Source organism: Microbacterium sp. LMI1x-1-1.1 (assembly GCF_040676205.1).
Classification (GTDB): domain Bacteria; phylum Actinomycetota; class Actinomycetes; order Actinomycetales; family Microbacteriaceae; genus Microbacterium; species Microbacterium aquilitoris.
On record NZ_JBEGHM010000001.1, the window covers coordinates 940,730 to 953,201 of the forward strand.

Genomic DNA, 12,472 nt, shown 5'->3' on the forward strand with positions numbered 1-12,472 from the left:
GCCTGGGTACTGTGGCATTCCACCTATCACAGGAGTCCGCATGCAGGTTTGGCCCGGTTCCGCTTACCCTCTGGGAGCGACCTTCGACGGTAATGGGACGAACTTCGCCCTGTTCAGCGAGTGCGCCGAGAAGGTCGAGCTCTGCCTGTTCGACGAGAGCGGCGAGGAGACGCGCGTCGAACTCATCGACGTCGACGCATTCGTCTGGCACGCCTACCTGCCGTCGGTGCAGCCCGGTCAGCGCTACGGCTACCGCGTGCACGGCCCGTACGACCCCGAGAACGGGCAGCGCTTCAACCCGAACAAGCTGCTCCTCGACCCCTACGCGAAGGCCGTCGACGGCCAGATCGAGTGGGACCAGTCCGTCTTCAGCTACACCTTCGGCGACCCCGATTCGACGAACGACGACGATTCGGCCGGCGCCATGATGAAGGGCGTCGTCGTGAACCCCTACTTCGACTGGCAGGGCGACCGCCAGCCGAAGACGCCGTACGCCGAGAGCGTCATCTACGAAGCCCACGTGAAGGGCCTCACGATGACGCACCCCGACATCCCCGAGGACATCCGCGGAACCTACAGCGCGATCGCGCACCCGGTGGTCATCGAACACCTCAAGAAGATCGGCGTCACGGCGCTCGAGCTCATGCCGGTGCACCAGTTCGTGAACGACTCGACCCTCCAGGAGAAGGAACTCTCCAACTACTGGGGCTACAACACGATCGCCTTCTTCGCGCCGCAGAACACGTACTCCGCGGCCGGTGGCGTCGGCCAGCAGGTGCAGGAGTTCAAGGCGATGGTGCGCGCGCTCCACGCCGCGGGCATCGAGGTCATCCTCGACGTCGTCTACAACCACACCGCCGAGGGCAACCACATGGGCCCGACGCTCTCGATGCGCGGCATCGACAACCTCGCCTACTACCGGCTCGAGGACGACGACAAGCGGTACTACACGGACTACACCGGCACGGGCAACAGCCTCAACGTCGGCAACCCGCACACGCTGCAGCTCATCATGGACTCGCTGCGCTACTGGGTGCTCGAGATGCACGTCGACGGCTTCCGCTTCGACCTCGCTTCGACCCTCGCCCGCGAGTTCTACGACGTCGACCGCCTGTCGGCCTTCTTCGAGCTCGTGCAGCAGGACCCGATCGTCAGCCAGGTGAAGCTGATCGCCGAGCCGTGGGATATCGGCCCCGGCGGGTACCAGGTCGGCAACTTCCCGCCCCAGTGGACCGAGTGGAACGGCAAGTACCGTGACACCGTCCGCGACTTCTGGCGCGGCGAGCCGTCGACGCTCGGCGAGTTCGCGCTGCGCCTCACGGGCTCGGCCGACCTGTACGAGCAGGACGGGCGGTGGCCGGTGGCATCCATCAACTTCGTCACCGCGCACGACGGGTTCACCCTGCGCGACCTCGTCTCGTACAACGAGAAGCACAACGAGGCCAACGGCGAGGACAACAACGACGGCGAATCGCACAACCGCTCGTACAACCACGGTGTCGAAGGCCCCACGGACGACCCCGACATCCTGCGGGTGCGCGCACGTCAGCAGCGGAACTTCCTCGCGACGATGCTGCTGAGCCAGGGCGTGCCGATGATCTCGCACGGCGACGAGCTCGGCCGCACGCAGAACGGCAATAACAACGGGTACGCGCAGGACAACGAGCTCACCTGGATCGACTGGACGTCCATCGACCAGCCGCTCATCGAGTTCACGTCGGTGCTCGCCCGCCTGCGTCGCGATCACCCCACGTTCCGACGTCGCCGGTTCTTCGACGGACGCCCGGTGCGTCGCGAAGAGGGCGCACCACTCCCCGACATCGCGTGGATCCGTCCCGACGGCTCCGAGATGCAGCCCGAGGACTGGGACTCCGGCTTCGGCCGTGCGGTCGGCGTCTTCCTCAACGGCGACGGCATCCGCGAGCGCGACCGCCGCGGCGAGGAGATCCACGACCGCCACTTCTTCGTCTTCTTCAACGCGGGTGACGAGACGGTCGACTTCACGGTGCCGACCGCGTCGGCGAGCCCGGCCTGGGAGATCATCGTCGACACGGCCGGCGGGGCCGCGGATTCGCCGGTGGTCGAGCAGGGCGGGAGCGTGAGCGTCGGGGCGCGGGCTCTCGTCGTCCTCCGCGACCACGAGGCGGAGGCGGTCGAGTCCGACCCGTCGGTGGCGGCGTCGCTCGCCGCGATGACGGGCACGATCGACGTCATCCCCGCGCAGGCGCCGCAGAGCGAGCTTCCCCGCTGATGACCGGTCCCGAGAAGGCGCCGCGCTCGACGTATCGGCTGCAGATCCGGGCCGGCTTCGACCTGGATGCCGCGGCCGAGCTCACCGACTACCTGCGGGACCTCGGTGTGGACTGGGCCTACCTGTCGCCGATCCTGGCCGCGACGAGCGGATCGGACCACGGCTACGACGTCGTGGACCCGACGGTCGTCGACCCCGAGCGCGGCGGCCCCGAGGGGCTGTCGCGGTTCGCCGCCGCGGCGCGCGCGGCGGGGCTCGGCATCCTGATCGACATCGTTCCGAACCACCAGGGCGTCGCGGATCCGCGGCAGAACCCGTGGTGGTGGGACGTCCTGCGCCAGGGACAGGCGTCGCCCCACGCGGCGGCGTTCGACGTGAACTGGGCGCTCGGCGGACGGCTGCGGCTGCCCGTGCTCGGGTCGGAGCTCGATGCCGCCGTCGAGGCGGGCGAGATCACGATCGACGCCGAGGCGGGCGTCGTCCGGTATTTCGACCACGAGTTCCCGCTCGCGGACGGCACCGGCGAGGGGGACGTCCGCGACGTCCTCGCGGCGCAGCACTACGAGCTGCTGTTCTGGCGCCGCGGTGACGCGGAACTCAACTACCGTCGCTTCTTCGCCGTGACGACGCTCGCGGGCGTCCGCGTCGAGGACCCGGCCGTGTTCGATGCGAGCCACGTCGAGATCGTGCGGTGGATCGACGAGGATCTCGCCGACGGTCTGCGGGTCGACCACCCGGACGGCCTCGCCGACCCGGGCGGGTACCTCGACCTGTTGGCGGATGCCACGGATGGTGCGTACGTGCTGGTGGAGAAGATCCTCGAGCACGGCGAGGACCTGCCGTCGTGGTGGGCGACCGAGGGCACGACCGGATACGACGCGATGGCGGTCCTCGACCGCGTGCTCGTCGACCCGTCCGGCGAGCAGGGCCTCACCTCGCTCGACACGCAGCTGCGAGACGGTGCGGCAGCCGACTACGCCGACATGATGCACGAGGCCAAGCTCGCATGGGCGACCGACGGCTTGCACGCCGAGGTGCTGCGGCTCGCGGCGCTCATCCCCGCCGGTGAGCGGAACGGCGCGTCCGACGAGCAGTGGCTCGACGCGCTCGCCGAGCTGCTCGCGGCGTTCCCGGTGTACCGCGCCTACCTTCCCGCCGGCGTCGAAGAGGTCGATGAGGCGGTCGCGCTGGCCTCGTCGCGCCGTCCCGAGCTGGGCGACGCGTTCGAGACGATCGCGGCGCGCCTGACGGCCGGCCCCGACAGCGAGTTCACGAGGCGGTTCATGCAGTCGACCGGTCCCGTCATGGCGAAGGGCGTCGAGGACACGACGTTCTACCGCTGGACCCGGCTCGGCACGCTCACCGAGGTGGGCGGCGACCCGACCGAGTTCGCGGTCGACGTCGACGGGTTCCATGCGGCATCCGCTCGTCGTCAGGCTTCGTGGCCGGCGGCGATGACGTCGCTGTCGACGCACGACACGAAGCGCAGCGAGGACGTCCGGGCGCGCCTGTCCGTGCTGGCCGAGATGCCGGAGCGGTGGGCCGAGGTCCTCGGCGAGCTGCGCCAGGTCGCCTCGACCGGTGACGGCCCGTTCGACAACCTGCTCTGGCAGGCGATCGTCGGCGCGTGGCCCGCATCGCGAGAGCGTCTGCACGCGTACGCCGAGAAGGCGTCGCGCGAAGCGGGGAACGGCACGACCTGGTCGGACCCTGATGAGGCCTTCGAAGAGAAGATGCACGACCTCGTCGATGCCGCCTTCGGCGATGCGCGGGCGATCGTCGAGGGTTTCGTGGACGAGATCACGCCGCTCGGCCGGTCGAACTCGCTCTCGCTGAAGCTGCTGCAGCTGGCCGGCCCGGGCGTCCCGGACGTCTACCAGGGCACCGAGCTGTGGGACCACTCGCTCGTCGACCCCGACAACCGTCGCGAGGTCGACTTCGCGGAACGCCGGCGCCTGCTCGCCCGTCTCGACGAGGGGTGGATGCCGCCGGTCGACGCGTCGGGCGCGGCGAAGCTGCTCGTGGTGTCGCGCGCCTTGCGGTTGAAGCGCGACCATCCGGAGCTGTTCACGCGGTACACGCCGATGACGGTCGCGGGGGAGGCCGCGGACCACGCGGTCGCCTTCGACCGCGGCGGCGTCGTGGCGGTGGCGACGCGGTTGCCGGCCGGGCTCGCCGCTCGCGGCGGCTGGGGCGACACCGAGGTGCTGACGCACGTCGGCCCGACGGTCGACGTGCTGACCGGGCGCCGGTTCGAGGGCGGTCGTCTGCGGCTCGCCGACCTGCTGGACACCTACCCCGTCGCGCTGCTCGCGCCGGCGGACGTCATCGAAGGGGACGCATCGTGATCGAGGTCTGGGCTCCGCGCGTCGAGCGGGTGCGGCTGCGCCGCCCCGATGCGGACGACGTCGCGCTGACCGCCGCCGGTGACGGCTGGTGGCGCACCGACGTCGCGCTGGCAGACGGCGACGAGTACGGCTTCGTCCTCGGTGACGGCGGCGACCTCCGTCCCGACCCGCGGTCGCGGCGGCAGCCGCGAGGCGTCCACGACGCGTCGGCGTGGGTGGACCCGGCATCCTTCCCGTGGACGGATGAGGCGTGGACCGGCCGTCAGCTCGCCGGCGGGCTGATCTACGAGCTGCACCTCGGGACGTTCACGCCCGAAGGGACGCTGGATGCCGCGATCGCCCGGTTCGACCACCTGATCGACATCGGCGTGACGCACATCGAGCTGCTGCCGGTGAACGCCTTCAACGGCACCCACAACTGGGGCTACGACGGCGTGCTCTGGTACGCCGTGCAGGAGACGTACGGCGGTCCGGCCGCGTATCAGCGCTTCGTGGATGCCGCGCACGCGGCGGGCCTCGCGGTGATCCAGGACGTCGTCTACAACCACCTGGGGCCGAGCGGGAACTACCTGCCCGAGTACGGTCCGTACCTGCGCGACGGGTCGCGGAACACGTGGGGCGACAGCCTCAACCTCGACGAGGCGGCCGTGCGGTCGTTCATCGTCGAGAACGCGCTGATGTGGATGAGGGACTTCCACGTCGACGGTCTGCGGCTGGATGCCGTGCACGCGCTGCACGAGTCCGGGGAGCAGCCGGTGCACATCCTGCAGGAGATCGCGGAGCGGACCGACGCGCTGAGCGCGCACGTCGGGCGGCCCCTCACGCTGATCGCCGAGAGCGACCTGAACGACCCGGTGATGTTCCTGCCGCGCGAGGCCGGCGGGTACGGCCTGACGGCGCAGTGGTCGGATGACTGGCATCACGCCGTGCACGTCGCACTGACCGGCGAGGGGGTCGGCTACTACGAGGACTTCGCCGACCCCGAGGCGCTGCCGAAGGTGTGGACGGAGGGCTTCTTCCACAACGGCACCTACTCGTCGTTCCGCGAGCGGGATCACGGCAAGCCCGTGCCCGACGACGCGGCATCCTGGCGACTGGTGACCTACGCGCAGGATCACGATCAGATCGGCAACCGCGCGGCGGGAGACCGGTTGACGGCGACGCTGTCGGCCGATCGGCTCGCGGTCGCCGCCGTGCTGACGCTGACCGCGCCCGGGACGCCGATGCTGTTCATGGGCGAGGAGTGGGGTGCGTCGACGCCGTGGCAGTTCTTCACCTCGCACCCCGAGCCGGAACTCGCCGAGGCGACGGCGAAGGGCCGGATCGCGGAGTTCGTGAAGATGGGCTGGGACGAGAGCATCGTGCCGCACCCCAACGACCCCGCGACGTTCGAGCGGTCGAAGCTGGACTGGTCCGAGGTGTCGCAGGGCGATCACGCGCGGCTGCTGGATCTCTACCGGCAGTTGGCCGATCTGCGGCGCTCGCGGCCCGAGCTGACGCACCCGGGTCCCGGTGGGCGGGATGCCGAGGTGCAGACCACCTCGACGGGTCCCCGGTACGTGCTGCACCGCGGCGCGGCGCGGGTTCTCGTGAACCTGTCGTCCGAGCCGTGGGAGGTCGCCGGCGGCGACGTCTGGATCGCGTCCGTCAAGCCGACGTCGGCCGGCGAGCGGCTTGTCGTGGCCCCGGAGTCCGCGGTCGTCGTCGGGGCGTAGTCCGCGTTCCCCTGTCGCGACGCGCCGTGCGCGCTCGCCGTCCGCGACAGGGGAAGTGGGATGCCGGGGGTCGATCATCGGCTGGGGCTGGGGCTGGGGCTGGGGCTGGGGCTGGGGCTGTGGCTGTGGCGCGGTGTTCTGCGTGGCGCAGCGCGCGCAGGATCGGCCCCGGTTCAGGCCTGTGTCTGGTCAGAAGGGTGCCGGGTCTCCGGGATGTGTGGCGGCAGGGGTGAAGGCGACGGCCGGGGTGGGTGCGTCTTCGCGGTAGATCCTGCCGAGGGGTGAGGTCCATTCCAGGACTCCACCCCTCAGTTGGCGCACTTTCCAGGCGGTGAATTGCTTCATCGAATGGTGCCGTTGGCACAGGTGGGCGAGGTTGGAAAGTTCGGTGCGCCCGCCGAGCGCGTGGTCGTGGGTGTGGTCGACTTCACACCGGATCGCAGCGACGCGGCATCCGGGGAACCGGCAGTGCTGATCCCGGGCTTGCAGGAACCGTCGCATCCCGGATGGGACACGGTACGAGTCGGTGGCGACGGTGACTCCGGTGGTGGGGTCGTGAAACAGGCGCTCCCACACGTGCGTCGCGCCGGCGAGTGTGCGAGCGGTGGCCGGGTCAATGGGGGAGCGGCCGGTCAGATCGCACGGTCCATCATCGGCACCGGTCAGAGTCGCTGCGGGAATCAGCACCTGCACGCGCGCGCGGATCGCGCCCAGTGGCCCGGCGGTCGTGTCGCGCGTGTCATCAAGCGACGGCGTGCCGGCGAGGAGCAGGTCGGCGAGCACGTCGGCGCGGACCTGATCGGTCGATCTCCCGTCGGTCGCGATCACACCTAAGGGCGCCGAGCGCTCCTCGCGGGTGTCGACAATCGCCCGCGCCTGCTGTGTGAGCCGGTCGTGGATCCCCTCCGCAATCACGGTCGGCAGGGTCGCGATCAAATCCGACATCCCGTCCCGGCCCGGGATCAACCTGACGCACCGCCGCGCCGCAGCTTCCTCATGCCGCTCGGCGAACGATCGCGGATGCATCCGGTGCGCCAGGATCTCCAGCTCACCCCGCACTCGGTTCGGGGTCTCGCCTTCGCATCGCTCGATCGCAATGGCTTCGAACTCAGCCCACATCTCTGCGGGTAGGTTCAGCCCGGTCTCGACGATCGCCTTCACGTGCCCGCGGACGATCCGTCCGGCCTCCCACGCGGCCACCGCGGCGGGGAATCCTTCGATCGTCACCCGGGCTTCCCCGATCCGACGCTGCACGGTGCGGTCGGTGGTCCGCATCGCTCCGCCGATCTCTGCGGCGATCGACCGCAGCACCATGTCGTGCAGGGTCACTTTCGCGTTCGGGGGCGCGCCCTGTTCCTCCGCCAGTCGGCCCGCAGCAGCGAGCGTACGGAGCTGCGCGATCTGCACCGCGGCCATCCGCCGCTCCACGTCCTCGACGTCCGCCACGATGCCCGCAATGGCGGCGAGATACGCATCGCCACCAGGGATTTCCATCGCTTCTGTCATACCTGAACTATCGCACCAGCCTCCGACATCGAGACCCCGAAAACTGCGGAACTCAGGCGCCGCGAACAGATCCAAAATGAGGAACCTCTCACTCGCGAATCGACACCCGACGCACCCGACCTTCACCCCCCTCAAGCCCCGCTCGAAGCCTGTCAAGAGGTCGCCGCCGCGCGCCACGGGGACGTACCGTGACGGCATGATGAGCTCCACCGCATCCCGTTCGTCGGACCTCACCCGCCAGATCGTCGTGATCTCGGCGGTGACGTTCATGCTGATCGCCGCCCTGTTCGGGGCCGGCGTCCTCGGCGGGACTCCGGTTCAGGACCTGCAGAACGGCGCGCTCTCGGCGACCTCCACGGTGCTCGCTCCCGCGGCCCAGGCGTTCTCGATCTGGAGCGTCATCTACCTGTTCATGATCGCGTACACGATCTGGCAGGCACTCCCGTCGCAGCGCGGCAGCGACCGGCAGCGCAAGGTCGGCTACCCGATCGCCCTCACGGCCGTCGTCAACGGGCTCTGGCTGCTGGCCGCCCAGTACACGACGCTCCTCGTCACCGTCCTGACGATCGTCGCCCTGCTCGTCGCGCTGGGCTGGACCATCCGCATCCTGGTGCTCAATCCGCCGCGCACGTTCGCCGAGACGTTCTTCACCGACGTCACCGTCGGACTGCACCTGGGCTGGGTCACACTCGCCACCGTCGCGAACACGACCGCCTGGCTGACCGCTGAGGTCGCGCCGACGTCGTGGGGCGACGCCGCCACCGCGTGGGGGATCGCCGTCATCATCGTGGTCGTCCTGATCGCCGCCGCGAGCGCCATCCGCACCGGCGGACGCCTCGCACCGGCTCTCGCCTCCGCGTGGGGACTGCTGTGGATCGGCATCGGCCGGTTCGCGACCGAACCTCAGTCCACGCCGATCGCGATCACGGCGTGGATCGCCGCGGCGATCGTCGTGATCGTCCCGCTCGTGCTCTGGGCGCGTGGACGTCGCGGGGAACTCTCGCTCGCGCGCAGCTGAGCGGTCAGAAGATCTCGGCGAATCGGCGCAGCAGCCGCTGCGGCTCGTCGAGATCGGCCGCGAGCACGACCGCGGCGACGGTGTCGTACTCGTCGGCGTCGAAGTACCCGTGGTTGCGGTAGATCGTCATCCGCTCGGTGAACGCGACCCCGGTCGGCTCGGGGTGGAACTGCGTCGCGTACAGCCGGTCGCCGATCCGGAACGCCTGCACGGGGCACTCATCGTTCGTCGCGAGGAGCACGGCGCCCTGGGGCAGCCGCTCGATGGCCTCCTTGTGCGCCGTCAGGGCGGTGAACTCGGCCTCCAAGCCGCCGAACAGGGGATCCTGCTGACCCGCATCGGTGAGACGGATGCCGGTGGGCCCCGTCCCCTCCGGGTACTCCCGCGTCACCTCGCCGCCGAGGGCGCGTGAAGCGACACCGATCCCGAAGCACGTGAACAGCGCGGTGGTCCGCCCCGCCACGGCAGCCTGTGCCACGGCCTGCAGCCCCGCCTCGATCCGCACCTGCTCCGCGGACTTGGTGTCGTCGGCATCCGTCGTGTTGAACGGGCTGCCGCCGACCACGAAGCCGCGCCAGCGTTCGAACGCATCCGCGGGCAGGTCGTCGTCGACGAGGTTCCAGCGCTCCAGCCCGCTCTCACCGACACCCATCGCCTGGTGGAACGACGCGTACTCGCCGTCCGCGGCATCCACCTGCGGGCGAACGCACAGATAGACGAGCGGAGCCATTCCTCGAGTCTAAATGCCCGGTCCGGGGCCGAACGCCGTGCGTCAGCGCGAGGAGTTCGAGGTGCGCCCCCGGACGATACCCACGAACGTGTCGACCAGCTTGCTCGCCCCCTCGGCGGGCCAGGCGAGTGCGACGGCGGATGCCGGGGCCTCCACGAGCGGCCGGAACGTCACGTCCTTGCGGTGATGCAGTCGGGCGAGCGACATGGGCACGAGGACGATCGCGACGCCGGTGGCCACGATCTCGACCGCCTCGCCCGTCGTGGCCGGCGCCGCGAATCGCGGCTCCGCGGTCCCCGCGACATCGAAGGACAGGACGTCGTCGCCCGGCACGATGCGGACCTCGCCGAGAAGGTCTTCCGCGGTCAGCTCGTCCGCCGCCGTCAGAGCGGAGTCGGTAGCGCACACCACGACCGTCGTCTCCTCGTAGAGCGGGATGACGTTCAGACCGTCGCGGTCGATCGGCAGCCGGACGATCGCCGCATCCACATCGCCCCGCGCGAACGCCGCGTGTTGCTCCGCGACCGTGAGGGGGACGAGCTCGAGCGGGTTGCGCGGCATCCGGGTCTTCCAGATGTCGATCCACTTGCCCGGCGTCGCCCCCGGGATCGCGCCGAGGCGGAACGGGCCGGGCGGCGGTGCGGGTACCGGCGCGGCCTGCGTGGGTGCCGGCTTCCGCTTCGCCGTGGGCTTCGGAGTCGGCTTGGCGCCCCCCGCGCGGCCTTTCCCCGGCGTTGGACGGCCGCCCTTGCGCTGGGGTCCGCCGCGTGTCGCCATGCCTGCCAGCGTAGCCGCGCGCCTCGGGACGCTTCGGGATGCCACGGGGATGCCGCGGCTCAGCAGGTGCCCCACCGTCCGGCGCCCTGGGCCCGAGCGGCGGATTCGGCAGCGGCCAACCGCTCCGCGTACCGGGTGTTCGGTGCAATGCGGAGCGTCGCAGCGTGGCCCTCCGCCACGAGCGCCTCGTTGACGAACGTCCCGTCCGCGGTCCACAGGTAGCGGAGTTCGCGGTCGTACCGGTCGAGGTCCTCCCGGTCGGCGACGGCCCGGAGGCGGGCGCCCTCGGGCGCGAGCTCGCGCAGCCGGGCGGTCGCGGCATCCGCTCCGCATTCCGGTTCGGGATGCGCCTCGGGAGCGTCGATGCCGATCAGACGGACTCGAGTACCGTCCGCAGTCACGAGGGTGTCGCCGTCGACCACGCGCTGCACCGTGATCACGTCGGCTCCCGCCGGCATCCCCTCACCCGTCGACCCGCGCAGAGCGGATGCCGCGACCCAGATCCCCGCCAGCAGGAGCGCACCGACGAACCCCGCAACGACGGCGCGGGTCGAGCGGCGCGGGGTGGTCATGCGCCGAGGCTAGCCCCAGCCACAGACGAAGGCCCGACCCCTGGAGGGATCGGGCCTTGCAGACGTGTGAGGGGGGGGTCAGGCCGCCAGGCGGAGACCACGACGGTCGGTCGCGACGCGCTCGCCTTCGGGGATGCTCTCGTCGTCGCCGATGAGGGACTCCGGTGCGACGCGCGCTCCGGCGCCGACGAAACAGCGGACGCCGATCTTCGCGCCGGCACCGATGGCTGCTCCGGGTCCGATGTGCGCGTGGGGTGCGATCTCTGCGTTCGGGCCGATGACGGCCTCCGGTTCGATCCACACTCCGCGTCCGATGCGGGCGCCTGCGGCGATCTGCGCCCCGGGTTCGACGTAGCTTCCTGCTTCGACGATCGCGCTCGGGTGCACCTTGGCTCCGTTCGCGATCAAGCCACGTCCGTTGGCGTGCTTGCGGTAGCGCAGCGTCTCGCCTCGGTCGTTCTCGATGTCGATGTAGTTCTTGCCCACGGGTCCTCCTTGACGGATACAACGTCCCACAGGGCATTTCATTCCCGAATGGCACCCGAAATCACGGGGTTGACCGCGGCTGGGTAACCTGATTCGGTGACAGCGCACGAAGAGATGGTCGACCCCGCCGCCCCCGAGACGGGCCCGTCGCTCGTCTTCGAAGAGAAGGCCGCACCGCACACCTGGCTCGACGACATCGTCGGACTCGCGACCGGAACGTTCACCGTCTCCCTGGGACTGTTCCTGCTGCACATGAGCATGGCCGTCACCGGCGGCACCGCGGGCCTGTCCCTGCTGCTGAACTACGCGCTCGACTGGCCGTTCGCGGCGCTGTTCGCCGTCGTCAACCTGCCCTTCGGCGTCCTGGCGGTCTGGAAGCGCGGGTGGAACTTCGCCCTCCGCACCCTGGTGTGCATCGGGGCGGTCTCCGGATTCTCCGTCCTCATCGAGCACCTGTTCCTCATCGAGAGGATCGACCCGGTCTTCGGGACCATCGCCGGCAACCTCCTCGCCGGGATCGGCCTGCTGATCGTCTTCCGGCACGGCGCGAGCCTCGGTGGGATCAACGTCGTCGCCCTCGTGATCCAGGATGCGACCGGAATCCGCGTGGGGTGGACCATGATGGTCTTCGATGTCCTCGTCATCCTGCTCGCCCTCCTGGTCGTCCCCTGGCAGTTCGTTCTGCTCAGCGCGGCGGGGGCCGTCGTGCTGAACCTCGTCCTCGCTCTGAACCACCGGCCCGGCCGGTACATCGGTCACTGATGGTCGACATCGGAGGAGTACGCCTGTCGGGCAGGATGATCTGCGCGACGAAGGACGAAGCGGATGCCGTGCGGCGCCACCTCGACGCGCACATCGAGCGCACGCGGGCCGAGGACGGCTGCCTGCTGTTCGAGATCACACCGCTCGGCGGCGGTCGTGCGTGGTCGGTCGAGGAGCTCTGGACCGATGCGTCCACGTTCCGGGAGCACCAGCGACGCGCCGCGGACAGCGAATGGGGTCGCGCGACGGCGGGGATCGAACGCCGTTACCGCGTCGAGGGACTCACGCCGGACGAATGACCGGTCGG

Annotated in this window: 11 protein-coding genes; 6 read left to right on the forward strand and 5 right to left on the reverse strand. The window is 70.1% G+C overall.

The genetic code is table 11. The features are described 5' to 3' along the window. Positions 1-40: 40 nt before the first annotated feature. From glgX to treZ, 3 genes are read left to right on the forward strand one after another with little or no spacing between them, the layout of a single operon-like run. Positions 41-2,251, forward strand: a complete 2,211-nt coding sequence (glgX, locus tag MRBLMI1x_RS04575) for a glycogen debranching protein GlgX (protein ID WP_018185638.1) — start codon at positions 41-43, stop codon at positions 2,249-2,251. After that, positions 2,251-4,599 carry a malto-oligosyltrehalose synthase gene (treY, locus tag MRBLMI1x_RS04580; RefSeq protein ID WP_363456569.1) on the forward strand — a complete coding sequence of 783 codons (2,349 nt, stop codon included), beginning with the start codon at positions 2,251-2,253 and terminating at the stop codon, positions 4,597-4,599. Before glgX ends, treY begins: the two co-directional genes overlap by 1 nt. After that, on the forward strand, positions 4,596-6,314 hold the full coding sequence (treZ, locus tag MRBLMI1x_RS04585; RefSeq protein ID WP_363456572.1) for a malto-oligosyltrehalose trehalohydrolase: 1,719 nt from the start codon (positions 4,596-4,598) through the stop codon (positions 6,312-6,314). The genes treY and treZ overlap by 4 nt, the downstream gene beginning before the upstream one ends. A 189-nt stretch (positions 6,315-6,503) precedes the next feature. Here the strand turns inward: treZ and MRBLMI1x_RS04590 are convergent, their stop codons facing one another. Then, on the reverse strand, positions 6,504-7,820 hold the full coding sequence (locus tag MRBLMI1x_RS04590; protein WP_363457815.1) for an HNH endonuclease signature motif containing protein: 1,317 nt from the start codon (positions 7,818-7,820) through the stop codon (positions 6,504-6,506). Between the two features lie 199 nt (positions 7,821-8,019). On the opposite strand from MRBLMI1x_RS04590, the gene MRBLMI1x_RS04595 reads away from it, so the two are divergent. Then, positions 8,020-8,838 (forward strand): tryptophan-rich sensory protein, encoded by an 819-nt coding sequence (locus MRBLMI1x_RS04595; RefSeq protein ID WP_363457818.1) that lies wholly within the window; start codon positions 8,020-8,022, stop codon positions 8,836-8,838. A 4-nt stretch (positions 8,839-8,842) separates the two neighbouring features. Here MRBLMI1x_RS04595 and MRBLMI1x_RS04600 read toward each other — a convergent pair whose 3' ends face one another. The 4 genes from MRBLMI1x_RS04600 to MRBLMI1x_RS04615 form a co-directional block, all read right to left on the reverse strand. After that, positions 8,843-9,568 (reverse strand): glutamine amidotransferase-related protein, encoded by a 726-nt coding sequence (locus MRBLMI1x_RS04600; protein ID WP_363456575.1) that lies wholly within the window; start codon positions 9,566-9,568, stop codon positions 8,843-8,845. A gap of 42 nt (positions 9,569-9,610) precedes the next feature. Then, positions 9,611-10,345, reverse strand: a complete 735-nt coding sequence (locus MRBLMI1x_RS04605) for a LysR family substrate-binding domain-containing protein (RefSeq protein ID WP_363456578.1) — start codon at positions 10,343-10,345, stop codon at positions 9,611-9,613. A 59-nt stretch (positions 10,346-10,404) separates the two neighbouring features. Continuing rightward, a complete protein-coding gene (locus MRBLMI1x_RS04610) occupies positions 10,405-10,917 on the reverse strand; it encodes a thermonuclease family protein (protein WP_363456581.1) in 513 nt (170 codons plus the stop codon). Between the two features lie 78 nt (positions 10,918-10,995). Next, complete coding sequence (locus MRBLMI1x_RS04615) at positions 10,996-11,403, reverse strand: UDP-3-O-(3-hydroxymyristoyl)glucosamine N-acyltransferase (RefSeq protein WP_018185630.1); 408 nt, start codon at positions 11,401-11,403, stop codon at positions 10,996-10,998. A 114-nt stretch (positions 11,404-11,517) separates the two neighbouring features. Here MRBLMI1x_RS04615 and MRBLMI1x_RS04620 point away from each other — a divergent pair, with 114 nt between their 5' ends. Then, positions 11,518-12,165, forward strand: a complete 648-nt coding sequence (locus tag MRBLMI1x_RS04620; RefSeq protein ID WP_376716646.1) for a YitT family protein — start codon at positions 11,518-11,520, stop codon at positions 12,163-12,165. Beyond that, positions 12,165-12,464 (forward strand): putative quinol monooxygenase, encoded by a 300-nt coding sequence (locus MRBLMI1x_RS04625; protein ID WP_231370926.1) that lies wholly within the window; start codon positions 12,165-12,167, stop codon positions 12,462-12,464. Before MRBLMI1x_RS04620 ends, MRBLMI1x_RS04625 begins: the two co-directional genes overlap by 1 nt. Positions 12,465-12,472 lie beyond the last annotated feature (8 nt).